Genomic DNA, 23,268 nt, shown 5'->3' on the forward strand with positions numbered 1-23,268 from the left:
CGCCGGGCGTGGCGTAGGGGTCTCCCAAAGGGGCCGCCAAGGGCGCGATGCGCCGCGCGAGTCTAGCCGCAAGCCTCTGGCCAGTCTTGTCGGCGGTGGGCAGAGGCCGCCGATCATGGCCTTGACCAGCGCGGATACGGTTTCAGTGTGACAGAGTCGGCCGCCCGGGTGGCACGATGTGTCACATCCGGGCAGCGTAACGTTTCGGTCAGGATTCTCCCTCTCCCTGCGGAGGGGGGAGTGTGTCCCTCTTTCCGAACGGAGCTGTCCGTACGAGTCTGGAGATATGAACGCGACGATAGGCGACCGGCTGCTGGTGCACGGCAACACGGTCGGCGAGCGGGATCACGGTGGCATCATCATCGAGATCCACGGCACCGACGGTGGGCCCCCGTACATCGTGCAGTTCGACGACGGGCACACCGGGCTGGTGTTTCCCGGCCCTGATGCGGTCGTCGTACCTAAGTAGAATTCGTGTGTGAGATCTCAGATCATCTCCGTGGCCACGGGTTCACGGGAGACGGTGCACGACATCACCTCGGACTGCGCGGACTTCGTGCGGACGCTGGGGGAGGACGGGCTGCTGCACGTCTTCGTACCGCACGCCACGGCCGGGGTGGCACTGATCGAGCTGGGGTCGGGCAGTGATGACGATCTCGTCGCCGCCTTGCGCGATCTGCTCCCGGCCGACGACAGGTGGCGTCACGCCCACGGGTCGCACGGTCATGGCAGATCACATGTCATGCCCGCGCTCATCCCGCCGTACGCGACCATCCCCGTACTTGGCGGGCGTCTGGCACTGGGCACCTGGCAGTCCATCGCAATCGTCGACCTTAATGTCGACAACCCGCAACGCCAGGTACGCCTGTCGTTTTTGTCGGATTGATGCGGCCCGTCTACGGCCGTACCCGTGGCGACCGTTGACGACTAAGGGTCACAGCGTGTGGACTGTCCCGAAGCGATAAACCGCATATGCGGGGCCACTCAAGCAGGAGGGATAAACGTGAGCGCGACCGCGGGTCAGGCGCAAAGTGAGCGCGGCCTGGCCGAACGGCTCGGCCTCAAGCCGGGTCAGGTGGTGCAGGAGATCGGTTGGGACGAGGACGTCGACGACGAGCTTCGCGACTCCATCGAGGACCTGACCGGTAACGAGTTGCTGGACGAGGAGACCGACGACGTAGTCGACGTGGTGCTGCTGTGGTGGCGCGACGGCGACGGCGATCTCTTCGACGTCCTCACCAACGCCATGCGATCACTCGCCGACGCCGGCCAGATCTGGCTGCTGACTCCCAAGGCCGGGCGCGACGGCCACGTGGAGCCGAGCGACATCGGGGAGGATGCCACTACGGCGGGTCTCTCGCAGACCAGCAGCATCTCCGCCGCGCCTGACTGGTCAGGGACCAGACTGGCCTCACCGAAGGGCCGACGCTAGGGAGTCTGAGCGCCTGCCATACGGCAGGATGGCGTGTGTGAACGAACGTCCTGCCGAGGTCGGCGCGCTTGCTCCAGACTTCGAACTGCGGGACCAGCACGGCTCTCCGGTGAAGCTGTCGGGCTTCCGGGGGAGGAAGGTCGTGCTGGTCTTCTATCCGCTCGCCTTCAGCGGCGTGTGCCATCGGGAGCTGTCGGCGCTGCGCGATGCCCAGGATTCCCTGGCTGACGCGGAGCTCCTCACCGTCTCGGTCGACTCCATGTTCACCCATCGCGCCTGGGCGGACGTGGAGGGTTACGCGTTCCCGTTGCTCTCCGATTTCTGGCCACATGGACAGGTCGCGCGGGCGTACGGTGTGTTCGACGACGAGAAGGGGGTTTCTCTGCGGGGGACCTTCATCATCGACGGCGGGGGCGTGATCCGGTGGTCGGTGGTCAATCCGACCAGCCAGGCACGTGACGTCGCCGATTACGTCAAGGCACTCGCCGACATTTCTTAACGGAGGAAACGATGCCCTGCTACCGCTGCGGGGCCCGGCAGACGGACCCCGTCCGTGGCGCCAGCCCGTGGAAGCGGGGGGTACGCCGCGAGACGCAGGTGCTCATCTGCCCGGACTGTCAACTGCTGCACGACCTCGACCTCGACGCCTGCGGCACGTGCGGGTCCACGGCGCTGATCTGCCGGCTGGGCGAGGTGGAGTGCAGGGGCTGCGGGGCCGTGCGGCAGGCGCGGGCGGACGCGTTCGTGGGGTCGGACGCGATGGCGGGCTCAGGCGCCCCGCCGGGCCTGTCGGCCGAGGTCGAGGCGGCGCTGAACCGGGTACTCGGCCGGGCCTGACCTGGGAGCGTCTCGCCTTTATCCGGACATTCGCTGAGCTGCGCTATCGTCTCCTGCGTGTCTGCAATGAGTTCGTTCGTGGTGGCGCTCGACGTCGGTGGCACGTCCATGAAGGGCGGCCTGGTCAGCGAGTCCGGCGCGGTTCTGCTGAGCGAGCGTTGCCCGACCCCCCGCGCGGAGGGCCCGGAGGCCGTCGTAGCCGCCATCCGGGAGTTCATCAGCCACCTGGCCGCCTCCGGCGACGGCATCCCGGCAGGCGTCGGCCTGGCCGTGCCTGGGCTGGTGTCCGAGGACGTGGCCGTCTACGCGGCGAACCTCGGCTGGCGTGACGTCCAGGCCTCCGACTTCACCGCACTCGATGTGCCGGTCATGCTCGGCCACGACGTACGTACCGGGGGCCTGGCGGAAAGCGTCCTCGGCGCGGGGCGCGGCGTACCCGACTTCCTCTTCCTGCCCATCGGCACGGGCATCGCCGGCGCCATGATCGTCCACGGCGAGCCCTATGGCGGCTCCTCCGGCTGGGGCGGCGAGATCGGCCACATCCCGGTCTTCCCGGACGGCGAGCAGTGCGCGTGCGGCCAGTTCGGCTGCCTGGAGACGTACGCGTCGGCGGCCTCGGTCGGCCGGCGCTACAGCCTCCGCTCCGGCCTGGAGGACATCCGCGCCGAACAGGTGGTCTCCTCGGACGACCCCTTGGCCGTAGAGGTGTGGGACGAGGCGGTAGAGGCCCTCTCGCTGGCCCTGGCCACGTACACGCTGCTCCTGGACCCCTCCATGATCGTCCTGGGCGGCGGCCTGGCCGAGGCGGGCCCGGCCCTCTTCGACCCCGTCCGCACCCGCCTCGTCAAACGCCTCGCCTTCCGAGACGCCCCACCCCTCTTGCCGGCCGCTTTGGGCGTCGACGCGGGAATGCTGGGGGCGGCCTTGCTGGGCTGGCGCGCGGCCGGCCGGGAGGACCTGGGGGCCGGGTGGGTAATGGATGTGCGATCGGAGCCGTTGGTGTCGTAAGGTGTAGTGCCGATCAGGGGCGGTTAGCTCAGCGGTAGAGCACTCGCCTTACAAGCGAGGGGTCACTGGTTCGAACCCAGTACCGCCCACCTGCGTAAACATTTTATCTCTGATCTTGAAAACGGCGTCTGAGTGACTAAGTGAGTGACTAACTCCCAAAGATCTTGTCCATCGCCGCAGCTCCTTGCATGATCACAGGCCGGATCTGGTGCCGGTAGACCGTCTCGGTGACCACCGTGTTGGAGTGCCCGACCAGGCGCGAGATGTCCTCGATGGGGACGCCGGAGTCTGACAGCACGGACACAAAGCTGTGCCGCAACTCGCGAGGCGACCACTCCCGTCCGGTGAGCCCTGCCGCCTCCACGACCTTCCGGAAGTCACGCCGTACGTTGTGGGCCGTGACAGGCGTGCCGGTCCGCGTGCAGAACACGAGATCCGTACCCTTCCAGCGGTCCCCCGCCTTCTCCTGAACGATCTCTTGGGCTTCCTTGAGCAGGCGCAGCGCATCCACGCAGCGCCGTGGGAGCTTGAGCGACCGGCGGGACTTCACCGTCTTCGTGTCGCCCTTCTGCCGGCCGGACCGCCAGACGTAGATCGCGAACTCCTCGTGCTCCCAGCCCATCTCCCCCACCGGGAGCCACGCGGCCCGAGCCTCGTCGTAAGCCACGACGTGCGACCAGAGCAGCGCCCTCAGTTCCTCCGTCCGAGCGCCGATCAGGAGCGAGAGGACGATGTAGGCCCGCATGCGCTCGCCGCTCGTCTCTGCCTGCGTGAGGACGGCGAGAGCTTGAGCCAGCGTCAGGGCCTTCGACGGACGACCCGCGCGTCCCTCCGGGATGTCGCAGAGATCCACGACGTTGCGCTTCACCTTGTCGCGACGCATCGCGCTCTTGACCGCCCGGTTGAGGATGCCGTGGATGAGCTTGAGCGACCGGGTGCCCAGCTCGCCCGTCTTGCTGGTCAGCCACTTGTCGACGTCTTCCACAGACAGATCCCGCAGCTTGCGAGCACCGAGGGCGGGGATCACGTGCGTGTCGGCGTAGGTGTTGCACATCTTGACGGTCGCGGGGGAACGCCCGCCGAGGCCGTGCTGAAGCCAGTAGCGGACGGCATCGGCCACCGTGTAGTTGGTGGGCGCGATGGCCAGGCCGTCCTCATGGTCGCGGACGATCTCTTTGGGCTTGGCCTTGGCTTCGGTCTTGGTCTTGCCGCTGGCCTTCTTGACGATGCGCTTGCCAGCCGGGGTGTAGCCGACCGTCACCGAGGCGATCCAGCGTTGCCGCGTCTCGTCCCGGTGCAGGCCGCCGTCTCCTCGACTGCGTCGTTCGGTCATGAAGCCTCCTGTTCGAGTAGGGAGATGTAGTCCTCTATGGCTGAGGCGGGGACGAGCCGGGTCCGCCCCTGAGTCACGGAGCGGAGGCGTCCTGAGCGGATGAGTTCATAGATCACGCTTCGACTGAGGCTGAGCAGATGCATGGCCTCGCAGACGCGGTAGAGCCGCCGGTCGTGGGCGGGTAGAGGTGGGGTCATTCATCCGCCTGCTCTGCCGCGATCTTGCAGGCGGTCTGGACACGCTGGCGGATGTGTTCGGCCATGATCGCTTCGCCCGGGGTGTAGCCGATTCCGGCGAAGCGCCAGTGGCCCAGGACGAGCGTGGTGGCGTCGCCGAGGGCGGGCAGGCCGTGACGCTCGCGGGCTTCGGCCGCGCGGTGGGCGGCACGAGCGTTGCGCGGGTCGGTGAGGTTGAGGGAGTAGGCACGGCTCTTGCTGGAGAAGTGGCCGCGAAAGCCGAGCATGTGCGCCCATGGGCGGAGTCGCAGCGCCTTGAACTCAGGGCGTCCGCCGAGGTCCCAGCAGGTGCGGATCATGCGCCGCGCGTGGTGAGTGACGGGCAAGGCATCAAAGCTAACGACGTCGAGCTGGTCTTCCCGCCGACCTACGGATCCTGGCTGAACTGGATCGAATCCGAGTTCGCAGCCCTGCGCTACTTCGCGCTGAACGGCACCGATCATCGCACCCACGACGAGCAGAACGCCGCCATCGCCGCCTACATCCGCTGGCGGAACAGCCGGGCCGAGCCGAAGACCCGCTTCGCGCCCGAGTCATCGATCCGTCAGTGGACCGAATACCCGGCCAAGGCTGCCTGACAAGCCACGAGCTCAGCCGATTGCCCCACGGCGGCAACATGCACTTTGCCACGGCGAAGGGGCCGATAGTCTCAGGGAATCTTGGTTCGGATATCGCTACGCACGGAGGCCATGATGATGCGGTTGGCGCGGGGTTCAAGCCGACTGTACGGCGTGATGCTCATACTGGCGGCGGTAGTCCTGCTCGCGGACCAGCTCACCAAACTGTGGGCGGTCTCCGCGCTGTCCGACAGCGAGCGCGTCGCCGTGATCCCGCCTCTGATCTACTTCCGGCTGCTGTACAACCCTGGCGCCGCGTTCTCCATAGGCATCGAGGCGACATGGGTGTTCACCCTGGCAACGGCAGCGGCAGTGGTCGGCATTCTCTACACCGCACGCCGACTGGCCTCGGCGGGCTGGGCGCTCGTGCTGGGCGTGCTGCTCGGCGGTGCGGTATCCCACCTGGGCGACCGACTCTTCCGCGAGCCCGGCCTGGGCCGCGGGCATGTTGTGGACTTCATCGACTACGGCCCGTTCGTGGGTAACGTCGCCGACATCGCGCTCGTCTGCGGGTGCGCTGGGTTGGTGCTGCTCAGCCTGCGTGGTGTGCAACTCGCTAAGGTGCCGGGCGAACAATCGGCCTAGCCTCCCTGTTTCACTTCGAGTGACTGAGCCGGTCTGAGCTGGTGTGCAGTGGTGGTTCGGTTGCACGATGGCCGGCCTCGTGGAGAACGCGGAACCCTCCGGTCAGGCCGACCTGCGACGTGCCCTTGCCGAGGTGTGGCGGGCGTACCAGGGAGCCCGGTACGGCTACGTTATACGGACTCTGCCCGGACTCCTGGGGGAGGCGCATCATGCTGCGCGCGCAGCGAACGGTGACGCGCGCATGTCCGCATCGGGAGTGCTCGGGCAGGTCTACCATGCCGCTGCCAGCATCCTGACCAAGGTGGGTGAGGCTGATCTCGCGTGGATCGCCGCTGAGCGGGGACTGTCCTTCGCACGGCAATCCGGTGATCAGCTCGTGACGGCCTCATTGCTTCGCTCCGTAACCCACGCCCTTCTGTCCAACGGCCGTTACGAGGCAGCCAAGCAGCTCACGATGGACGCCGCCGACCTGCTGTCTCCTGACCTCCCGCACGCTACGGCTGAGCTGGTTTCGGTGTACGGCACGCTGTACCTCGCCGGGTCGATGGCGGCGGCGCGAGACGACGACCGCAGCACGACACGCGCGTTCCTCGCTGAGGCACAGGAAGCGGCGGTGCGGCTCGGCGGTGACGCCAACCATGTCTGGACCGCGTTCGGGCCGACGAACGTCCGTATCCATCAGGTGGCCACGGCAATCGAGCTGGGAGACATCCGGGTGGCTGTGGAACTCGGGCCGAAGCTGGATACCAGCGGGCTTCCGATCGACCGTCGCGCTCGTCATGGCCTGGCCGTGGCGCATGCCTTGAGCCTATGGAACCGTACCGACGACGCGATGGCCGCGCTGTTGGAGGCCGAGACCATCGCTCCCGAGCAGGTGCGCCATCACTACCTCAGCCGCCAGCTCACGATGTCGTGGATTAGAAGGCAGAAGGGCAAACCCAGTTTCCAGCTCTCAGCTCTCGCCCGGCGACTGCACATCGTGTGAAGGCAGTCCCTGTGGCGTAAGGTCGGGGCTGTGAACGATCAGGAGGCTCCGCCGTTCGCCCAGGCCCGTGCCGCCGCCGGTGCGCTGTTCTTCGATAACAGTGGCCGTGTGCTTCTCGTCCGTCCTACGTACAAGCCCTCCATGGACATCCCGGGCGGGTACGTCGAGCCGGGGGAGACCCCGTACGAGGCGTGCATTCGAGAGGTGCAAGAGGAGCTGGGCATTCAGCCGGCCATCGGTCGCCTCCTCGTGGTCGATTGGGCGCCTCTCCCTAAGGAGGGCGACAAGGTCCTGTTCGTGTTCGACGGAGGCACCTTGGACGGCGAGTTGCTCAAGCAGATCAGGTTCGTGGACAACGAGCTGAGCGCCTACGAGTTTCATCCCGTCGAGGAACTGGACGGGCTGTTGATCGAGCGGCTTGCTCGTCGCGTCAATGCCGCCACTACTGCACGCGAGCTTGGCAGGACCGTCTATCTGGAGCACGGCCAGGCCGTTCCCACTGAGTGACTATCTGAGTGACAACGGCCCAGGACGAGCGTGGACGGTCGAGGAACATGGCGGAACGTTCGCCGAGGTGTGACCCCGAATCACCCGAGGTCCCACCCTCTCGCGGCGAGCCTTGCAAGCGAGGGGTCACTGGTTCGAACCCAGTACCGCCCACCTGCGGAAAAGCCCCGTCTCCGATCATGGAAACGGGGCTTCGTGCCATTAGCCTGCGCTGGAGGGTCCATCGGTGTCCTGGGCGATCTTGGAATTCATCGCGTCGGCGATCGAGTCGGTTGCCGGGGCGGCACGACGACCAGTCGATGAGTGCCACTGGCAGGCCCTTTTGAAAGATGGTGTTGAACGGGCCGGGATCGCCATGGATGACGCACTCGGCGGCGGCTGCCAGGGCGTGTCCGGCGGTCGCCTCGTGCAGGTCTCGGAGCATCCGGCTTCCGAGGGCGTATGCGCCGGGTGCTCGCTGCGTGGGATGGTCGGTGGTGTTCCCCGGGATGAAACTCAGTATGTCCCGGCCGTGTTCGTCGATGCCGAGGTAGTGCGGCGCATGCGGGTAGCCGAAGGACTCCAGGTAGGCCAGCACCCGGGAGGCGAATGCAGCGCCCCGATCGCGAGCGCGGCGCACCGTGTCGCCAACGCGCACGACCTCCAACGCATTGTTTCCGCCGGCTAGGCGCTCTTCGTCCACAACAACCATGATGGGAGATGCTGCTTCGGCGTGTCCGACGGGCCTCGCCGTTGTAACACTCCGTACAGGTGCCGCCTCACTGACTCAACAGCACCCAAGCCGATCCACAGGCATTGACTGTTGCTCTTGACGATTGCTCGTAGCCGGTGCTCATCTGAAGGTGTTCTCCTTCCCGAATGTGAGGAGTCACCCACAATGAAGATCCGCCGATTACCTGCCGCTGTACTCGCCGTGGCGCTGGGCATCAGTGTCCTGGCTAGTACCGCACCCGCTTTCGCCGCCACCCAGATCAGCGCGGCCGTGGCCGCCGCGGGCTGGCCGAGCCCGGACTGGTACCTGCAGGGCCCCTACTCGACCCTGGCCGACTGCGACATCGCCTTCCAGGACGCTGCGCAGAACGGTCAATACACCGGGCTCGCCTACTGCCACTGGTTCCGCGGAGGTGGCCCTTATCCGGCGGGCTTCTACTACGAGGTGTACATCCCCTGATCAACAGGCGCGCTGGGCAGCGATCAGATCGTCGGGAATCTCGTAGTCAGTGATCAGCCGCGATCCGATGCCGGTTCACCCAGCTGTCCAGAGTGCTCGCGTTGATCCCGAGCTCGTGCGCAACCGACGCGACCGTCCGCTCACCCTCCAGCACCATGGGGACGGCTTCTTCCTCGAACTCCGGCGAGAACTGTCTACGACGCCTCGTCGCGCACCTACCTCTTCCAGGCTTCTGTCGCCTTATGTAGCCGACTGTCCGGAATTTTCTGGGCGCCTCACTTTGTAGCGCGTCGTGAGACTGGGAGAACCCGGTGGCCTCCAGGCTGGAGGGCCACCGGGTTTCTTTCTATGGCCGGCGTATCAACTCGTCGAGTTGGACCTGGTCGTGGACCAGCGGCAGTTGGGTTTGCGGCTTGTTGCCGATCACCAGCGGCCGCATCATCTCGATTGCGCCGCCCGTGCTCGCTCCGTCCTCGTGGGACATGATGTGGCAGTGCCAGACGGATGACCCACCGACGGTGAACTTGGTCGCCCAGACGGTGATGAAGTCGGGCGGGGACACGAACGTTTCCTTCGGGCCGCTTTCGTAAGGAGCCGGTGGCACGAACTGTCCGATCTCCAACGGTACCTGGTTGCCGGTGTCAGGGTCGGGGTCGCTCCACTCGGTGACGGGCCAACGGCCGATCAGCCGCATTTCGACGAGATGCAGATGGATCGGATGAGCGTCTGGGCTGTGGTTGCGCATGGCCCATGCCTCGGTCGAGTTCAGCCGCGGTGTCTCGGTGGCCGTGTCGGCCGGCCCGTAGTTCAGCAACTCGACCTTGTCCCCGAGCTGCGGGGCGCCGGGGATGACCTCACCGGCCTGCACGGTCCGCAGTCTGGCTTTGGCGAGGAGGGCGGCGGGTGGGAGCTGGTTGTTGGTCTCCGGCAGCGTATGCGGAACTCGGGAGCGGTCTGGCCAGCGGGTCGAAGGGCCGACGTCGAACCGCATGAGCTGCGGAATCCCAGCCCCGGTGGGATCGACGCCATCCAGCGCGCCGAAGGGCGCCGGAGCGTTGTTGGCCAGCACCCAGTTCTGTGAACGGTGGCCGGTGAAGTCGATGACCACCTTGTACCGTTCGCCGGGGGCGACAAGCAGCTCGGTGACCACAGCGGGGTGAAGCAGGTAGCCCGAGTCACCGGCCACCACGGTCATCTTGGGAGCAGAGGCCGTCGAGCCGCTGGTTTGCCGCAGGCTCAGGCGGTAGAAGCGGGAATCTGACCCATTGATGAAGGTAAAGGTGTACCGGCGCGGTTCCACCGTCTGCTTCGGCGCGACGATACCGTTGACCACGGGGAGGTCGCCGAAGAATTCGGGATCGGCGTGGGTGTAGCACAGCGTCCTGTCGGCGTTGAAGGACTTGTCCTGCAGCACGTAAGCCTTGGCGAAGGCGCCGGTGGGCAGGCCGAATTGGCGCTCCCGCCGGTCGGTGTTGGGGATGAACCCTGCCAGCCCCTCGTACGCGTGGTACGAGGTCTGCGCGTCAATGTGATCGTGGTACCACAGGGGTGCTGCGGCCTGGTTGTTCGGATAGTGCTGGGTCTGCGAGCCGCCGGGTGGGACTTCCACTCCGATGGGGGCGGGTGCTCCGTCGCTTTCTGGCCGCTGCAGGCCGCCGTGACGGTGCAGGGTGAGCCTGTTGTCGTTGTTCGGCTGGTCGAACGGGAATATCTGGGTTCCCGCCGCCGGCAAGGCGTTGATCACCTTCACGTCGACCGGCCGGTTCTCTCGCGTGACGATCGTCGGGCCGAGGAAGTCCATCTCGACGCCACCGCCACCGCCACCGCCACCGCCACCGCCACCGCCACCGCCATTGCCACCGCCATTGCCACCGTTGCCGCCGTCGGCGCTGCTGCTGGCACTACTGCTGGAGCTGCTGCTACCGCTGCTGCTACTGCTACTACTGGCGCTGCTGCTGCTACTGTCGCCTCTGCCTCTGCCACTGGAAGCGCTGTAACCCAGTGTGGTTACCTCAGGCCAGTCGTTCGCTGGAGAGAACGAATGCCTACCCACGTGGGCGGTGAGGGTGTAATGGTCATGGCCGTAGCGAGTGTTGTCAGGCGTCGCCACCTTTGGCTGCGGGACCTCATCCTGGTAGAACTCCACCTCCGGAGACGGGCCGCATGGTGTGGATGGCTGTGCGGCCTGCCGGGTCGAGAGTCCGGCGGCAACTGGTGGTCCGGCCCAGACCGGTGACCCGGTGCCCGCCATCGCCACGCTGGTGAGCCCCACCACCAGACTCACCCGTAGCGGACGTTTGGCAGGTCGCCTGACCTGTGGATGCGCTGTCGTGTTGAGCAAAGTACTTCCCCCGTAGACGCGAGCATGTCCCTAGTTCCGCAGAACTTTGGGTGGCGGCCGCTGATCGTCGGGCCGCGTCGCTGATCTGATTTTGGGCAGGTGGCAGGCGCGGCGCGTCCACGCAACGCCGGGGGAACGTGAGCGACCTACGAGACTTGACTGTCTTGGTGTCGCCCTTCCGCCGGATGGATCGCCAGACGTAGACCGCGAAGTCGTCTTGCTCCCAGCCCGCATGCGGTCGCCGTTCTGTTCCGCCTGTGCGAGGACGGTGACCTGTTGGGGTCGGCAAAACCTCCGTGGCAGGAGAGATCTTCGGTCAGTTGATCGCAAGAGACATCTCGCCCGCTGTGGTCGACGTGGATGACCTCGTCTCGTGCCGGCCCTTCGGAAAGGGGACTCGTACAACGACCGAACGGTCTCGCAACCTCGCCGTCATCTGGCGTAATCATGCCGCGGCCGGTATAGAACGGCTGGTCATCGCACGGGTAATTGAGACGCTATGGGAATTGGTGGCCTATCGCGCTTCAGCGCCGGGCACCGACATTGTCATCCGCCGACTCGTGGCGGCCGTGGTCGGCCGCGTACGCGGCGAATACCTCAGCGGGTGTTCCATCCGTGTGGAGGAAACGCTGGTCAAGGATGGTGGCAAGGTCTTCCAGCGCACCAGCGAGCAGAGCGGCCATCAGACGCACATCTGCCCGTCGGGCTGCCTGCCCGCGCTGGGCGAGGTGAGTGGCATAGCCGATCGTGGCCGCCAGAGACGAGTGGTCCTCACCATCATGGAAGTAGTACGCCTCGGCGTACTGGGTGAAGTCGATACGGACGCGTACCACCTCGGTGGCCAGGCTTGCCAGCAATGACGCACCTGCAGCGCAGTCGAGCTGCTGCATGGATGGGTCAGAGCGGTACAGCAGCGCCAATCGGATCGCGAGCACCCGTCGGCGAGTCAGCGTCGGATAGATCTCCAGCACCCAGGAGACGGTGGCCGTCAGGAGGACGAAGCCGATGACGGCTTCCAGGGGTGAGACCACGCGGAGCCAGCCTTCGGCGGGCACGATGTCTCCGAGCCCGAGGGTGGCCACCATGACGAGCGACAGATAGACGGAGTCGAGCAGCTCCGGCTCCTGCGACAGTCCGGAACCGGGTGCGAAGGCGAACGCCTCCGGCATGTGGGGCCAGTAGACGATGGCCCAGCCCAGGATGATGGTGACGGCCCACATGCCGACCACCGTGACCATGGCGAGCGGCCCGACGAGCCCCACCACACGCCTGCGCGCTCGGAGATGCCGGGCCAGCCTCCACAACGCAGCCATGACGAGCCGGCTAAGACCTCCATGGCGGGTGGGGTGCCAGAGCGTGTGGAAAAGATCTCGTAGGGCGGCCATGATGAGCGTGGCCCCGAGCAGCGAGACCAACCACCCCATTCATCTCTCCCGCGGTGAGTGTCGTGTGGAGCGGCGAGGCGACCCGTGCAGCCAAGGCCGGGGTGATCTGCCGCCCGAGCCGGGCCGCGCTTGGAGCCTAGGCCGCAGGCACCGCTGGTGAACGCAGACTCGCCGTATCGCAGGTGTGACCAGCCTGTCCGAGTGGCAGAACGAGTACGCGTCCACGAGATCGATGACGGCGAGGGGCAGCGTGTCGGCATGAGCCTGGAGGAGATCGCCGGATGGCTGGGCCTCTCACCAGGTCACGGGGACGCAGGTCACCGAGGGCGGTTGCCTTTCCTTTTGCGGCCGGCCGGTACAGTCCGGCGGCCGGAGCCACTCTTGGCGGGTTTCTGCGCCTGTCGCTGTGCCGGTTTCTCCGCGGGGGAGGCGGGGGTACGGCCTCGTGAGCTGTTCACTGTGCGGCCGCGGACGATGCCGATGAAGTCTTCCACCAAGTCCGTGGTCGCGTCCTTGGGCCAGGCCAGCGCTACCTGAGACTGCGGCGCGTCCGGCACCGGCCGGTATGTGAGGTCCTTGCGGTGGTAGAGGCGTGCCAGTGACTGCGGGACCAGGAGCAGCCCAGTGCCGGCCGCTACCAGCTCGACCGCGTTCGCCGTTGTGGGTGGGCGGGTGAACGCGGGTAGCCCGGGCCGGTCGGTCCACTCGATGGTGTCGTCCAGAGGGTGCAGCACCTCGTCGTCGGTCAGGTCTGTAAGGGCTACCTCGTCGGCGGCCGTCACCGCGTGGTCCTTGGGCGCCACTACCACCGTGGTCTCCACGTAGAGAGGAATCACGCTGAGCCCGTCACGGTCGATCGGCAGCCGGACGAATCCGGCGTCGGCGCCGCCGTCCCGCAGGAGTGCCACCACCTCGGCGGCGGGAACCGAGACGAGGGTGATCGGCACGTCGGGCATCCTCTCGGTCCAGACGTTGACCCACTTCGCGGGCGTTACCCCAGGCACGTACGCCAGCCGGAACACCCTGCCGGTCTCCCCATCAGTCACTTCCACAGACTACCGATGTCAGGGGAACCCGTTCCGACTGACTACGCTTGGCGCCATGACCTCGTCCAAATCGAAGAGCATCCAGACGATGAAGCCCGAGACCGCGGCCAAGAAGCTGGGTGTCCTCCTTTCGGCCACTCCCGCCGAGTTCCAGGCGGGTGTCGTCTCCAGGGACGAGCTGAACGAGCTGCAGTCGACGCCACCCGCCTGGCTCGCTGACCTGCGCCGCAACGGCCCGCATCCGAAGCAGGTCGTCGCCGCGAAGCTCGGGGTCTCCATTTCCGGCCTGACCAGAGGCGGGATCACCGAGCCGCTCACCACCGCCGAGATCGATGCGCTGAAGGCGGAGAACCCCGCGTGGCTGGAGCGCGAGCGGTCCGTCCAGGCCGAGGCTCGCAAAGAAGCACTCCGCCTCAAGCAACGCTAGACAATTTCCCTTTGGGGGTACGGGCTCTTGTGCGTCCGGCGGGCGTCTGGGAGTGGCTGATCGGCTAGGGTGACCGGCCGTGAGGATCCTCGTCGTCGGTGGTAGTGGGTTTCTCGGGCGTGAGCTGGCTCGGCAGTGTTCGCTGGCGGGGCACGAGATTGCCGCGACGTATCTGACCCAGTCCGGGGAGATCCTCGGCGTTGAGTGGGTGCCGCTCGATGTGCGCCGGCGGGAGGACGTCGAGGTGCTGATCGGCGCCTTCCGGCCTGAGGTGGTCATCAACGCCGCGTACCGGCAGGCGGATTGGACGACCACCGCGATCGGCGCCGTTAATGTGGCTCTCGCTGTCTCCCTGGTCGGTGGGTGTCTCGTCCATGTGTCCAGCGACGCGGTCTTCTCCGGCGCGGCGATTCGTTATGACGAGACGTGCCTCCCAGACCCGATCAGTCCGTACGGCGCGGCCAAAGCCGCCGCGGAGACGGCGGTGAACGCGATCGTGCCGACCGCGGTGATAGCCCGGACATCCTTGATCATCGGCGACGGCGGTTCTCCGCACGAGGCCCTGGTGCATGCACTGGCCACCGGGAGGGCGGGAGGAGTGCTGTTCACCGATGACGTGCGGTGCCCCGTGCATGTACGTGACCTTGCCGCGGCGCTCCTGGAACTTGCCGCAGCTGAGTATCGCGGTGTCCATCATGTCGCTGGAGCCGATGCGGTGAGCCGGTACGAGCTTGGGGTGCTCATCGCTCGCCGCGATGGCCTGGACGCGGACCAGTTGCCTTCGGGTCGGCGGGGGGACACCAAGTTGCCCGGTCCTCTAGACGTGCGCTTGGACTGTGCCATGACTCAGCAGCGGCTGCACACCAAGCTGCGCGGCGCCCGGCAATTTCTGGGTGGCGGCTAGTTTTCGGTGATGGTCAACCGCCGGACGATGGTCAATCGCCCGGGTGACGGTCAACCCTCCGGTGACGGCTGGTTTCTGGGTGGCGGGCAGCGGTGATCGCGACGTCAGCCTGAAAGGCGAGGTCTGGAAGGCGTGCGATGAGGGCGAGTCTGGCCCGGATCAGGCCGGTGGGCTCGGTGAGTTCGATGTCCAGGGTCTTGCCGAGCTGTTCGAGTCGGCGGGCGACGCTGCTGTGGTGCAGGTGGAGCAGGTCGGCGGCCCGGCGCAGGGAGCCGGTGGCGCAGTAGGCGTCCAGCGTCTCCAGATCTTCCGGATGACCGGAGGCCAGTGCGGCGATCGCGGTCACGTCGGTGTTGTCGCGCGAGGCGTTCTGAGGTATCTCGGCCAGGAGCGCCAGCGCGCCCAGGTCGTCGTGGTGGACGACCGGCTGGCGTGGGGTGGTGAAGCGGAGGGCGGTGCGGGCTTGTCGCCAGGATCGGTTGGGGCTCTCGGCGGCGCCGATGCCCGCGCCCGGTACAGCGCCGACCGGGTCGGCGAGGTGTTCTTCATGGCCGGCTGCGGCCTCCTGCAGGTGATGAGCGTGGCGGCGCATCTGCTGGCACCGTCCATCTCCGCCTGTGTAATCCCCCTGACGATCGTCATCGTGATGCTCGCCTTCGATTGGCGTATGAGGCTCCCAACCAGGCGAAGACCACTCGGGTAGCAGCTCCGCCATGAGCGAGCGAAGCCGTACCCGAGCGACCTGTCCGACGCCCGCTGGGCGTTAATCGAACTTAACCGCCTGGCGCCAAGCATCGACTGGCCAGCCCGCCTCGGGTGAATTGTGGGACGTCTTCAACGCGATCCTGTATATCAACCAAACGGGAATCGCCTGGAAATACCTGTCCGTCGTACAGCGCCGTCTACGCCTACTACGCAGGCTGGCTGGACGAGTAAATCTTCGCCCAGCTCAACTACGAGCTGACCGGCCTGGCCCGTGCCAAACAAAGCCGAACCAACCGCGTACGTGATGGACGCCCAGAGTGTGAAGAACTCCACCAACGTGCCTCTCCCCAGCCAAGGGGTCCCGGTAGCAATGAAGAAATTTCCCACTGATATAGCGCCGGCCTGTGGTGATATAGAGACTCTGTGATCGAGGTCTCGGTTCGCTGACGGTGCGGTCCGTGAGCGACGACAAACCGGAGGTCAGGTACGGCGTGCGGGCCGTCGGCCCATGTGGACGTGCGAGATCGGGGCGCTGAGGTTATCCGGACGGTGCTCGCAAAGCGGGACGGCGGGAGTTCAGCGAACGCCATGACGGGTTCGTCGTCGAGGGCGGGGGCGATGCGGCGCCGTTCCTGATCGCCTGCACCGAGGAGGCCGAAGGTTCCGCGCCGGAGCTCACGCGGTATCGGGTCGATCTGCTGAAGGCCAGGTAACGAGTCGAGCCCGACCCAACGATGATCAGGTGCTACTGGTGTGGAATAGCTCGTGACCCGGTGGTCTACCCGATGGCGTGGGGATCAGCGGGTACGGCGACGCTGGACGCGGTCGACTTCGGCGGTGGTGCGGGTGGATAGACTCTCGAAGATCATAATTTGCGGAGGTGCAGGTGGACGAGCCGGTGACGGCGGAGGTGGGCGAGGACGGGCTGCTGGCCGCCCTCCACATCGACCCGCGGGCCATGCGGCTCGGCTCGACGGAGCTGGCCAGACGGGTTGTGGAGGTCGTGCGGGCCGCGCAGCGTGGGCACGAGCAGCCGCCCCGGGACTCCCCCGGCCTCGACGCACTCCTCCAGCGGCTGGACGAGTTGGAGGCTCAGGCGGACAGGGACTTCGATTATGTGAACAGCAGGCTTGACGACACTCTCAGGAGGATCACGGAATGACCGAGATCTCGACCGGGATCACGATCGACGCCAGCGGGCGGGCCGCCTCGGGCCGGGCGTTCGGCGCGCTGGCCGACGAGTACCCCGGGCTCGCCGGAGGGTGGGGCCGAGGCGAGACGCCGCTGCCGTACGAGGAGTTCTCGGTCGGCTACCACGAGCTCACGTCCGGCCTCCGCACCGCTTGCGAAGGGCTGTCCGGCTCGCTCGACCAGGCCGGAACGGGACAGGTCGCCATGGCCGCCATCAATACGAGCACAGAACTCGCCAACTCGCGTGGGCGGGACGTGTGACGGAACAGGCATTGGCAGCCGGGCTGGCGCTGCTCGGCGTCCCGCCACTGCCCGACCTGGACGGCGTCGACAGGCACATCGCCGATCTGGACGCGGCGGCCGCCCATCACCGGGAACTCGCCGCGGAGAGCGGACGCGCCCACCGGCTGGCCGGGGCAAACAGCGGGCCAGCCGCCGACGCGGTGGATGACCATGTGAACGGCCGCGACGGCATCGCCCTCACCGCGGGCGACCTCGCCGACCGCCTCTCCAACGTGGCCGGCATATTGCGAGTCGCCAGGGAAACGCTGGTCTGGGTGGGCGGTCTGCTGGCCGGGCTGGCCGCCCTCGCTGTGGCGGCCGTCGCGTACGCGCCCCACCTGCTGCCCCGGCTGAGAGCCATCGCCGCCAGAGTCTCTGGCAGGCTGCGCGAGATCACGGCCCGCCTCGGGGCGTTGATGCGCGGCATGTCCACGACCCTGACTAACCGCAGGGTCGACAAAGTCGCCGACCGCTTCCACGACGCGTGGCGCGCTCCGCGCAAGCTGCCCGGCGGCACGTATGAGCCGAGGGTGAAGACCACCAGCGACCCGGCCTGGATCAAGAAGCACGACACCGACCAGGTCGACATAGCTAACACGCGCTATCGCGACCTGCCAGCCGACTGGAAGCGCGAGAACCAGGAGTCCGCGCGCATCGGGGTACAGCTCGTCGATGAGGCGCGGACGAGCGGCGTGGACGTCAGAAGCGAGCGGTTCATGGAGGAGGCGAGCTCGGTGGTGCACGACAAGTGGCTCGTCCGCAACCGGGACTGGGCCCCCGAAGAGCAGCGCCGCCCCTACGAACTGCTCTCCGAAGCCGAAAAGGAGAAGGATCGCGACGTCATCCGTATGGTACTCGGGATCTAGCGGGCCGGCCGCCATGGCGGCCGTTACGCCGATTTCTGGTGCATTTCCCTGCTCGGATCGCGCGCGCAATAATTTACCGCCAAGGCGAGGGTGTGAAATTTATCGCCACGCGGCCATTGCAATTATTCGGCAATTGGCGAGCTATTTTGTGCGGTGAGGATGAGGGCGACTCGGGGGAAGTCGATCTCATTCAAAACTGGGGGACCCCATGCCAGAGGTAAGCACGACGATCAAGAACTGGGAAAGCATCGCGTACAAGAAGATCGGGCTGAACGTCATAGAGTTCGGCAAGCCCAGCTACAACTACTGGGACAAGGGCAAGGCCGGCACGTGGCTGTTCCTGGACGGCTTCACGGTGAAGCTGGACGGTCAGGTCTACAACGCGCACCTCACGATCACGAAGAAGCCGACGATGGACCCGAGCGGCTCGTCCTGGACCTACTGTCACTTCACCGTGGACCGGAAGGGCAAGAACCACGTCTTCTACGAAGTGGACGACGACGGCGGCTTCACCATGACCCAGACGTTGCTCGACGGTGACGGCAAGCAGAAGAGTGCCAAGGCCCACTACGCCGACGACCAGATCAACGACGCCACCCTGATGGGCCAGGTCGAGCACGACCTGAGGCTGATCTTCGAGAATCTCGTCTAGGTGGTCAGCGGCGGTCCCGGTTCCTTGACCAGAGCCGGGACCGCCGCCGAAGGCCTCAGGGCAGCTGGTCAGGGGCCGCCGTCAGGCCGTAGTAGACGCGTGGGGCGCCGTCCAGCCGGACCTTGACCTTGCCGTCGTCGGTGGTGAGCAGCCGTTCCCTGCCGAGGCAGTCGAGCTCCCGCACCGAACGCCCGGCGGCGGCCACCTTCAGCTCCGTCTTGGTCGGCCAGTCGTCCACCCACGGTTCCGGCGCGGCGAACCACGTGGCGCCCGGCGCGTGATCGGTGTTGAGCAGGTACCCGTCCTTCCTGCTCCACAGGATCGAGACAGGTCCTTCCGGCGTGTCGAACAGCAGTCCCTTCAGGTCGGGGTCGGCCGGCTTCAGCCAGCGGACGAACGTCGCCCGGTCCAGCACCTGCGCGGCCGTGGCGTAGGCGAGCATGGACGGCTTGGCGCTGAGGTCGCGGTTCATGAGCCCGTAGTGGTACTCGGGGTTGGCCGGGTCGGCCATCTGCGGCTTGCCGAGGACGCTGTCGTGCAGCTGGTACCAGTTCACGCACTTCACCCCCTCGGCCATGGCCAGCGCCAGGGTGAGCAGGACGTTCTCCGCGGCCTGCCGGTAGGTGTCGTGCCACCAGCTGTTCGGCTTCGTGCAGGCGTAGGCCTCGGTCATCCACAACTCCTTGTGCCCGTACTCCGCGATCGTCTCGCGGGCCTTGCGCAGGCCGCCGAGGAAGTTCCAGTAGGAGCCGTTGTTGCCCTGCGTCCACTCCTCAGGAGGCGGCGCGTAGTCCGGTGTGAAGTTGCCCCGGCCCGGGTGGAAGGCGAACCCGTCGATGAGGTCCCAGCCGCCGGCGTCGTGGAAGTTCTTGGTCCAGATGTGATCCATGCCGGCCAGGCCGGCGTTGAGCACCTTGGTGGGCGCGCCCGCGGCGGTCAGCCGGTCGCGTACCGGGCGTAATCCATCCCTTACGTAGGCGGCGGCGGTCTCGCCGCTCATCCACGGCTTGTTCACCTCGTTGGCGACCTCGAAGTAGTCGGCACCCGACCCGATCGCCTTCTGCGTGTTCGTGTCGGCCCAGGCGGCGACCTCGGCGGCCGTTCCGCCCAGCGGGATCCCGGCGAGTTCGATGTTGTGACTGATCCCCGCCGCGTCGAGGGCGGCGGGCGGCAGGCCCGGCCCGCCGTCGTAGGAGATGCGGACGCGCTGGATGCCTATGCGCTTCATCAATCCCACGACGGCGGCGGTGTCGGGCTTGAGCAGCCAGGGGTAGTTGGCGATGCCGAACATGCTGTCGGCGCCGGCCTGATAGGTGTGCGGCGGCAGGACGGCGAGGTTGGTGCGGGCGAACGCGCTGTCGGTGCCCGCGGTGGCGCGTACCTCGGTGAACACGATCCCGCGAGGTGGCGAGGTGACGGTGAAGGTCTGCCTCCAGGCGGCGCCCGCCGCGACCGTGCCGGTCACGCTGCCGCCGGCCAGCGTCTTGCCGTCGAAGTCGCGCGCCCACCACGTCAGCTTCACGCTGCGGGCGGCGCTTCCGCCGTTGGCCACCTCCGCGTGCAGGGCCATGGCCTGGCCGCCGGCGTCCCAGAGGGAGAAGGGCTGGTCGGTCCACACCTCCACGCCGAGGGGCAGGCCCGCGCCCATGGTGCCGCCCGCGGCCGGTCGCATCGAGCCGAGCACGAGGTCGGCCTCCGTCACGGCCGCGCTGGCGGTCCCGGTGCCCGGCGCGTGGATCCAGGTGGCGTTGGTCCAGGCCGGGGTGGTGGTGGCCAGCCGGAAGTAGGCGCGGGTGTCGGCCCAGGTCTCCTGGTAGACGACCCCGGCATTGGTTTCGTACGGCACTCCGCCCCCGGCGTCCCGGTTCCACGTCGTCAGCGCGGCGAACGACTCGGGCGCCGAGGGCGAGACGACGGCGCGGCCGAGCATGAAGCCGGCCGGGATCAGCGTGGTCGAGCCGCCGACCTCCCAGCGCAGCTTCGCCCGGTGCGCCGCGACGCCGAAGACGCCGCGGACGGTGATTCCCCCGGCCGCGCTGGGGAGCGTGTAGTCGACCTGGATGGCCTGCGTGCCGTCCGGGAGCGTGACGAGCGACGGCGTTCCGCCGGTGGTGCGCTGGATGCCGGTGACGGAGTCCTTGGTCATGAACCCGGTGAGCCTGATCCGCTCGACGCCGCCGCCGTCGCGGACGGTGATGCCGCCGTCGGTGCCGGCGGTCAGCGTGATGCCGTCGGCGGAGATCGAAGGGGTGTCGGCCTGGGCCGGTGCCGTGGGGAGCAGCGCTCCCGCGAGCCCGGCGGCTACGGCTCCGCCGAGGAAGCGGCGTCGGGGGATGTCAGACATGAAGATCTCTTCCCTGTCGACCTAATGCGGATTAGGGAGATGTGTAGTACGGCCCGAACGAGAGTGTCAAGGGTGATCTGTGCGCATCACGTAATCTGGCGGTAACGCCTTGACACCTCCTCCTAATGCGGATTAGATGCCACCTAATCCGCATTAGGTAGAGGAGCAGCCATGGATGTATCAGCCTCCAGGAAGTGGATGGCGGGGGCGCTCGTGCTCGCCGCCGCGACGGCGGGCTGCGCGTCCGGCTCGTCGGGTGAGGACTCGGGCACGACCACGATCACCGTGGCGGGCATGCCTCCCACCACCGCCGCCAAGACCCGCAAGCAGTTCCTCGACGCGGTGGCCGCGTTCGAGAAGGCCAACCCCACCATCAAGATCAAGCCGACCGACACGCAGTGGGACGCCAGGACGTTCGCTACCAGGCTGGCCGGCGGAAACGCGGAGACGGTGCTGACCGTGCCGCTCACCGAGCCGCCGGGGCTCATCGCCCGGCGCCAGGTCGCCGACCTCAGCGCCGAGATCAAGAGCCTGCCGCACGCCGGGGACTTCGACCCCCGCGCGCTGGCCCCCGCGACCGGCGCGGACGGCAAGGTCTACGGCCTGCCCGTCACCGAGTACGCCCTGGGCCTGGTCTACAACCGCGCCCTGTTCGCCAAGGCAGGGCTCGACCCCGACCAGCCGCCGGCCACGTGGGACGAGGTCAGGGCGGCGGCCAAGAAGATCGCCGGGACGGGAGTGGCCGGCTACACGCAGATGACGGTCAAGAACACCGGCGGCTGGATCCTGACCGCGATGACCTACTCCTTCGGCGGGCGGATGGAGAAGCAGGGGGGCGTCAAGCAAGAGGGCGACAAGTACGTCTCCGCGCTCCTGGACGGCCCGGCCGAGCAGGCACTGCGGCACCTGTCCGCGATGCGCTGGCAGGACGACTCCATGGGCGCCAACCAGCTGCGTACCCAGCAGGACGCGGAGCGCGACTTCGCGGCCGGCAAGATCGGCATGCTGATCGGCACCGTGAACAGCTACAACCGCTACACCACCCTCTACTCCGGCAAACCTGACGACTTCGGCATCGCGGCGCTGCCGCAGCAGGGCGCGGGCAAGGCGACGCTGCTGGGCGGGCTGGTGGCGGCCGTCAACGCCAAGGCCACCGCCGCGCAGCGAGCCGCCGCGGTGAAGTGGATCGACTTCTACTACCTCAAGCCCAACTACGACCCGGCCGCCGCCGAGCAGCTGGCCGTGGCCAACGCGGCGGACAAACTGGCCGTCGGCCTGCCCACGCTGCCGTTCTACGGCACGTCGGTGGCGGGCCCGGTGAACACCGCGATCGCCAAGCACGCCAACATCCCGGTCGCGAACTTCGCGCCCTACGTGAAGGACACCGACAAGCTGGAGTACGTCGTCGAGCCCCCGGTCGCCGCCCAGGACCTGTACGGCGCCCTCGACACCGCCGTGCAGGCCGTGCTGACCCGCAAGGACGCCGACCCGCGCGACGAGCTGGCCAAGGCGGCGGCCAGAGTCGCCCCGCTGCTTGAGAAAGCACAGTGACCCGGGGCAAAGGCGTCGCGGCCGCGCTGTTCCTCATCCCGACGGTGCTGGTCTTCGGCCTGTTCTCGTGGTGGCCGATCATCCGCAGCGTGGTGCTCGGCTTCCAGCGGACCAATCTGGTCGAGGCGGCGACGTTCGCGGGCCTGGACAACTTCCGCACCCTGCTCGCCGACCCCCTGCTGGGCCTGGCGGTGCGCAACACGTTGCTGTTCACCGGCCTGGCCCTGGTGATCGGCTTCCCGCTGCCGATCTTCCTGGCGGTGCTGATGTCGGAGCTGCGGCGCGGCTCCGGGCTGATGCGGGTGCTGGTCTACCTGCCGGTGGTGGTGCCGCCGGTGGTGGCCGTGCTGATGTGGAAGTGGTTCTACGACCCGGACTCCGGCCTGTTCAACCAGTTGCTCGGATTGGTCGGGCTGGGACCGTACCCCTGGCTGCAGTCCACGGGCATGGCGATGCCGAGCCTGGTCCTGGAGGCGACCTGGGCGGGCGCCGGCGGCGCCGTGCTCATCTACCTGGCCGCGCTGTCCAGCGTGCCCACCGAGCTGTACGAGGCGGCCGAGCTGGACGGCGCGTCGGTGTGGCGCAGGTTGTGGCACGTGACACTGCCGCAGCTGCGGCCCATCCTGTTGATCATGCTGCTGCTCCAGGTGATCAACACCTTCCAGGTGTTCACCGAGCCGTTCGTGCTGACCGACGGCGGGCCGGAGGACTCGACGGTCACGGTGCTGCTGCTGATCTACAGGTACGCGTTCGTCAACGGCGACTACGGCACGGCGGCGGCGTTGAGCGTGAGCCTGGCCGTGGTGCTGGCCGTGCTGTCGGCCGTGTACCTGCGGCTCACCAGAACTTGGGGGACGAAGTGA

31 protein-coding genes, 1 tRNA gene and 1 pseudogene are annotated in these 23,268 nt (G+C 67.2%); 23 read left to right on the plus strand and 10 right to left on the minus strand.

Translation table 11 applies throughout. The features are described 5' to 3' along the window. The first annotated feature begins 286 nt into the window (after positions 1–286). The 7 genes from ACIBO2_RS36870 (at position 287) to ACIBO2_RS36900 (ending at position 3,366) form a co-directional block, all read left to right on the plus strand. Positions 287–469 carry a DUF1918 domain-containing protein gene (locus ACIBO2_RS36870; RefSeq protein ID WP_357940380.1) on the plus strand — a complete coding sequence of 61 codons (183 nt, stop codon included), beginning with the start codon at positions 287–289 and terminating at the stop codon, positions 467–469. Between the two features lie 9 nt (positions 470–478). Then, complete coding sequence (locus ACIBO2_RS36875; RefSeq protein WP_357940382.1) at positions 479–886, plus strand: secondary thiamine-phosphate synthase enzyme YjbQ; 408 nt, start codon at positions 479–481, stop codon at positions 884–886. A 117-nt stretch (positions 887–1,003) separates the two neighbouring features. Next, the gene (locus ACIBO2_RS36880) at positions 1,004–1,432 is read left to right on the plus strand and encodes a DUF3052 domain-containing protein (RefSeq protein ID WP_357940384.1); all 429 of its coding nucleotides are present in this window, start codon (positions 1,004–1,006) and stop codon (positions 1,430–1,432) included. Between the two features lie 37 nt (positions 1,433–1,469). Continuing rightward, positions 1,470–1,931, plus strand: coding sequence for a peroxiredoxin (locus tag ACIBO2_RS36885; RefSeq protein ID WP_358545058.1), 462 nt, complete (start codon positions 1,470–1,472; stop codon positions 1,929–1,931). Between the two features lie 11 nt (positions 1,932–1,942). Next, positions 1,943–2,269 carry a hypothetical protein gene (locus ACIBO2_RS36890; RefSeq protein WP_357940388.1) on the plus strand — a complete coding sequence of 109 codons (327 nt, stop codon included), beginning with the start codon at positions 1,943–1,945 and terminating at the stop codon, positions 2,267–2,269. 66 nt (positions 2,270–2,335) lie between these two features. After that, positions 2,336–3,277 carry an ROK family protein gene (locus ACIBO2_RS36895; protein ID WP_397303253.1) on the plus strand — a complete coding sequence of 314 codons (942 nt, stop codon included), beginning with the start codon at positions 2,336–2,338 and terminating at the stop codon, positions 3,275–3,277. Positions 3,278–3,294: 17 nt separating this feature from the next. Next, positions 3,295–3,366: transfer RNA gene (locus tag ACIBO2_RS36900), tRNA-Val, on the plus strand. A gap of 59 nt (positions 3,367–3,425) precedes the next feature. Here ACIBO2_RS36900 and xerC read toward each other — a convergent pair. From xerC to ACIBO2_RS36915, 3 genes are read right to left on the minus strand one after another with little or no spacing between them, the layout of a single operon-like run. Next, positions 3,426–4,610, minus strand: coding sequence for a tyrosine recombinase XerC (gene xerC, locus ACIBO2_RS36905; RefSeq protein ID WP_397303000.1), 1,185 nt, complete (start codon positions 4,608–4,610; stop codon positions 3,426–3,428). After that, positions 4,607–4,807 carry a helix-turn-helix domain-containing protein gene (locus ACIBO2_RS36910; protein WP_397303003.1) on the minus strand — a complete coding sequence of 67 codons (201 nt, stop codon included), beginning with the start codon at positions 4,805–4,807 and terminating at the stop codon, positions 4,607–4,609. Before ACIBO2_RS36910 ends, xerC begins: the two co-directional genes overlap by 4 nt. Continuing rightward, positions 4,804–5,145: a replication initiator gene (locus ACIBO2_RS36915; RefSeq protein WP_397303006.1), complete on the minus strand. Its 342-nt coding sequence runs from the start codon at positions 5,143–5,145 to the stop codon at positions 4,804–4,806. The genes ACIBO2_RS36910 and ACIBO2_RS36915 overlap by 4 nt, the downstream gene beginning before the upstream one ends. A gap of 12 nt (positions 5,146–5,157) precedes the next feature. Between ACIBO2_RS36915 and ACIBO2_RS36920 the strand changes: the two genes are divergently transcribed. The 4 genes from ACIBO2_RS36920 (at position 5,158) to ACIBO2_RS36935 (ending at position 7,540) form a co-directional block, all read left to right on the plus strand. Beyond that, entirely contained in the window at positions 5,158–5,424 is a 267-nt protein-coding gene (locus ACIBO2_RS36920; RefSeq protein WP_358545067.1) for a hypothetical protein, read from the plus strand. Between the two features lie 156 nt (positions 5,425–5,580). Further along, entirely contained in the window at positions 5,581–6,048 is a 468-nt protein-coding gene (locus tag ACIBO2_RS36925; protein WP_357944564.1) for a signal peptidase II, read from the plus strand. 67 nt (positions 6,049–6,115) lie between these two features. Then, positions 6,116–7,033, plus strand: a complete 918-nt coding sequence (locus tag ACIBO2_RS36930; RefSeq protein WP_358545069.1) for an XRE family transcriptional regulator — start codon at positions 6,116–6,118, stop codon at positions 7,031–7,033. Positions 7,034–7,063: 30 nt separating this feature from the next. Further along, positions 7,064–7,540, plus strand: a complete 477-nt coding sequence (locus tag ACIBO2_RS36935; protein ID WP_358545071.1) for an NUDIX hydrolase — start codon at positions 7,064–7,066, stop codon at positions 7,538–7,540. Here ACIBO2_RS36935 and ACIBO2_RS36940 read toward each other — a convergent pair. Then, positions 7,476–7,901: a hypothetical protein gene (locus ACIBO2_RS36940; protein ID WP_358545314.1), complete on the minus strand. Its 426-nt coding sequence runs from the start codon at positions 7,899–7,901 to the stop codon at positions 7,476–7,478. The genes ACIBO2_RS36935 and ACIBO2_RS36940 overlap by 65 nt on opposite strands. On the opposite strand from ACIBO2_RS36940, the gene ACIBO2_RS36945 reads away from it, so the two are divergent. Both ACIBO2_RS36945 and ACIBO2_RS36950 read left to right on the plus strand, forming a co-directional pair. After that, positions 7,782–8,207 carry a hypothetical protein gene (locus tag ACIBO2_RS36945; RefSeq protein WP_358545320.1) on the plus strand — a complete coding sequence of 142 codons (426 nt, stop codon included), beginning with the start codon at positions 7,782–7,784 and terminating at the stop codon, positions 8,205–8,207. The genes ACIBO2_RS36940 and ACIBO2_RS36945 overlap by 120 nt on opposite strands. Positions 8,208–8,417: 210 nt before the next feature. Next, positions 8,418–8,711 (plus strand): hypothetical protein, encoded by a 294-nt coding sequence (locus ACIBO2_RS36950; RefSeq protein ID WP_358545073.1) that lies wholly within the window; start codon positions 8,418–8,420, stop codon positions 8,709–8,711. 46 nt (positions 8,712–8,757) lie between these two features. Here ACIBO2_RS36950 and ACIBO2_RS36955 read toward each other — a convergent pair whose 3' ends face one another. Further along, positions 8,758–9,033 (minus strand): transposase, encoded by a 276-nt coding sequence (locus ACIBO2_RS36955; protein WP_358545316.1) that lies wholly within the window; start codon positions 9,031–9,033, stop codon positions 8,758–8,760. 24 nt (positions 9,034–9,057) lie between these two features. Then, positions 9,058–10,512, minus strand: a complete 1,455-nt coding sequence (locus ACIBO2_RS36960; RefSeq protein ID WP_358545074.1) for a multicopper oxidase domain-containing protein — start codon at positions 10,510–10,512, stop codon at positions 9,058–9,060. Between the two features lie 64 nt (positions 10,513–10,576). On the opposite strand from ACIBO2_RS36960, the gene ACIBO2_RS36965 reads away from it, so the two are divergent. Beyond that, on the plus strand, positions 10,577–10,708 hold the full coding sequence (locus ACIBO2_RS36965; RefSeq protein ID WP_358545076.1) for a hypothetical protein: 132 nt from the start codon (positions 10,577–10,579) through the stop codon (positions 10,706–10,708). A gap of 868 nt (positions 10,709–11,576) precedes the next feature. On the opposite strand, the gene ACIBO2_RS36970 is transcribed toward ACIBO2_RS36965, so the two are convergent. Both ACIBO2_RS36970 and ACIBO2_RS36975 read right to left on the minus strand, forming a co-directional pair. Continuing rightward, positions 11,577–12,476: a potassium channel family protein gene (locus ACIBO2_RS36970; protein WP_397303012.1), complete on the minus strand. Its 900-nt coding sequence runs from the start codon at positions 12,474–12,476 to the stop codon at positions 11,577–11,579. 278 nt (positions 12,477–12,754) lie between these two features. Then, positions 12,755–13,483 carry a LysR family substrate-binding domain-containing protein gene (locus ACIBO2_RS36975; RefSeq protein ID WP_397303015.1) on the minus strand — a complete coding sequence of 243 codons (729 nt, stop codon included), beginning with the start codon at positions 13,481–13,483 and terminating at the stop codon, positions 12,755–12,757. A 55-nt stretch (positions 13,484–13,538) separates the two neighbouring features. On the opposite strand from ACIBO2_RS36975, the gene ACIBO2_RS36980 reads away from it, so the two are divergent. Both ACIBO2_RS36980 and ACIBO2_RS36985 read left to right on the plus strand, forming a co-directional pair. Next, complete coding sequence (locus ACIBO2_RS36980; protein WP_357940420.1) at positions 13,539–13,910, plus strand: DUF5997 family protein; 372 nt, start codon at positions 13,539–13,541, stop codon at positions 13,908–13,910. Positions 13,911–13,989: 79 nt separating this feature from the next. Then, a complete protein-coding gene (locus tag ACIBO2_RS36985) occupies positions 13,990–14,814 on the plus strand; it encodes an SDR family oxidoreductase (RefSeq protein ID WP_397303018.1) in 825 nt (274 codons plus the stop codon). 31 nt (positions 14,815–14,845) lie between these two features. Here the strand turns inward: ACIBO2_RS36985 and ACIBO2_RS36990 are convergent, their stop codons facing one another. After that, positions 14,846–15,406, minus strand: a complete 561-nt coding sequence (locus tag ACIBO2_RS36990) for a helix-turn-helix domain-containing protein (RefSeq protein WP_397303021.1) — start codon at positions 15,404–15,406, stop codon at positions 14,846–14,848. 150 nt (positions 15,407–15,556) lie between these two features. Between ACIBO2_RS36990 and ACIBO2_RS36995 the strand changes: the two are divergent. The 5 genes and pseudogenes from ACIBO2_RS36995 to ACIBO2_RS37015 form a co-directional block, all read left to right on the plus strand. Then, positions 15,557–15,895: pseudogene (locus ACIBO2_RS36995) on the plus strand (transposase); the annotation flags it as partial. 504 nt (positions 15,896–16,399) lie between these two features. After that, entirely contained in the window at positions 16,400–16,681 is a 282-nt protein-coding gene (locus ACIBO2_RS37000; RefSeq protein ID WP_358545090.1) for a hypothetical protein, read from the plus strand. Next, entirely contained in the window at positions 16,678–16,971 is a 294-nt protein-coding gene (locus ACIBO2_RS37005; RefSeq protein ID WP_358545091.1) for a hypothetical protein, read from the plus strand. Before ACIBO2_RS37000 ends, ACIBO2_RS37005 begins: the two co-directional genes overlap by 4 nt. Further along, positions 16,968–17,858 carry a hypothetical protein gene (locus ACIBO2_RS37010; protein WP_358545092.1) on the plus strand — a complete coding sequence of 297 codons (891 nt, stop codon included), beginning with the start codon at positions 16,968–16,970 and terminating at the stop codon, positions 17,856–17,858. The genes ACIBO2_RS37005 and ACIBO2_RS37010 overlap by 4 nt, the downstream gene beginning before the upstream one ends. 208 nt (positions 17,859–18,066) lie before the next feature. Continuing rightward, positions 18,067–18,510, plus strand: a complete 444-nt coding sequence (locus tag ACIBO2_RS37015; protein ID WP_358545094.1) for a hypothetical protein — start codon at positions 18,067–18,069, stop codon at positions 18,508–18,510. A 55-nt stretch (positions 18,511–18,565) separates the two neighbouring features. Here the strand turns inward: ACIBO2_RS37015 and ACIBO2_RS37020 are convergent, their stop codons facing one another. After that, a complete protein-coding gene (locus tag ACIBO2_RS37020; protein ID WP_358545095.1) occupies positions 18,566–20,854 on the minus strand; it encodes a hypothetical protein in 2,289 nt (762 codons plus the stop codon). Between the two features lie 171 nt (positions 20,855–21,025). Between ACIBO2_RS37020 and ACIBO2_RS37025 the strand changes: the two genes are divergently transcribed. Together ACIBO2_RS37025 and ACIBO2_RS37030 are read left to right on the plus strand one after the other, a co-directional pair. Next, the gene (locus tag ACIBO2_RS37025) at positions 21,026–22,405 is read left to right on the plus strand and encodes an extracellular solute-binding protein (protein ID WP_358545097.1); all 1,380 of its coding nucleotides are present in this window, start codon (positions 21,026–21,028) and stop codon (positions 22,403–22,405) included. Then, positions 22,402–23,268 carry a sugar ABC transporter permease gene (locus ACIBO2_RS37030; protein WP_358545099.1) on the plus strand — a complete coding sequence of 289 codons (867 nt, stop codon included), beginning with the start codon at positions 22,402–22,404 and terminating at the stop codon, positions 23,266–23,268. The genes ACIBO2_RS37025 and ACIBO2_RS37030 overlap by 4 nt, the downstream gene beginning before the upstream one ends.

Source organism: Nonomuraea sp. NPDC050022, assembly GCF_044460705.1.
GTDB lineage: Bacteria > Actinomycetota > Actinomycetes > Streptosporangiales > Streptosporangiaceae > Nonomuraea.

Excerpts from the sequence above, each read along its gene's own strand:
- ACIBO2_RS37025 (WP_358545097.1), top strand. The coding sequence starts at position 21,026 with ATGGATGTATCAGCCTCCAGGAAGTGGATGGCGGGGGCGCTCGTGCTC.
- ACIBO2_RS36930 (WP_358545069.1), top strand. The coding sequence starts at position 6,116 with ATGGCCGGCCTCGTGGAGAACGCGGAACCCTCCGGTCAGGCCGACCTG.
- ACIBO2_RS36915 (WP_397303006.1), bottom strand. The coding sequence starts at position 5,145 with ATGATCCGCACCTGCTGGGACCTCGGCGGACGCCCTGAGTTCAAGGCG.
- ACIBO2_RS36990 (WP_397303021.1), bottom strand. The coding sequence starts at position 15,406 with ATGCGCCGCCACGCTCATCACCTGCAGGAGGCCGCAGCCGGCCATGAA.
- ACIBO2_RS36910 (WP_397303003.1), bottom strand. The coding sequence starts at position 4,807 with ATGACCCCACCTCTACCCGCCCACGACCGGCGGCTCTACCGCGTCTGC.
- ACIBO2_RS36870 (WP_357940380.1), top strand. The coding sequence starts at position 287 with ATGAACGCGACGATAGGCGACCGGCTGCTGGTGCACGGCAACACGGTC.
- ACIBO2_RS36895 (WP_397303253.1), top strand. The coding sequence starts at position 2,336 with ATGAGTTCGTTCGTGGTGGCGCTCGACGTCGGTGGCACGTCCATGAAG.
- ACIBO2_RS37005 (WP_358545091.1), top strand. The coding sequence starts at position 16,678 with ATGACCGAGATCTCGACCGGGATCACGATCGACGCCAGCGGGCGGGCC.
- xerC (WP_397303000.1), bottom strand. The coding sequence starts at position 4,610 with ATGACCGAACGACGCAGTCGAGGAGACGGCGGCCTGCACCGGGACGAG.
- ACIBO2_RS36970 (WP_397303012.1), bottom strand. The coding sequence starts at position 12,476 with ATGGGGTGGTTGGTCTCGCTGCTCGGGGCCACGCTCATCATGGCCGCC.
- ACIBO2_RS36925 (WP_357944564.1), top strand. The coding sequence starts at position 5,581 with ATGCTCATACTGGCGGCGGTAGTCCTGCTCGCGGACCAGCTCACCAAA.
- ACIBO2_RS37015 (WP_358545094.1), top strand. The coding sequence starts at position 18,067 with ATGCCAGAGGTAAGCACGACGATCAAGAACTGGGAAAGCATCGCGTAC.
- ACIBO2_RS37020 (WP_358545095.1), bottom strand. The coding sequence starts at position 20,854 with ATGTCTGACATCCCCCGACGCCGCTTCCTCGGCGGAGCCGTAGCCGCC.
- ACIBO2_RS36890 (WP_357940388.1), top strand. The coding sequence starts at position 1,943 with ATGCCCTGCTACCGCTGCGGGGCCCGGCAGACGGACCCCGTCCGTGGC.
- ACIBO2_RS36950 (WP_358545073.1), top strand. The coding sequence starts at position 8,418 with ATGAAGATCCGCCGATTACCTGCCGCTGTACTCGCCGTGGCGCTGGGC.
- ACIBO2_RS36980 (WP_357940420.1), top strand. The coding sequence starts at position 13,539 with ATGACCTCGTCCAAATCGAAGAGCATCCAGACGATGAAGCCCGAGACC.
- ACIBO2_RS36960 (WP_358545074.1), bottom strand. The coding sequence starts at position 10,512 with ATGGACTTCCTCGGCCCGACGATCGTCACGCGAGAGAACCGGCCGGTC.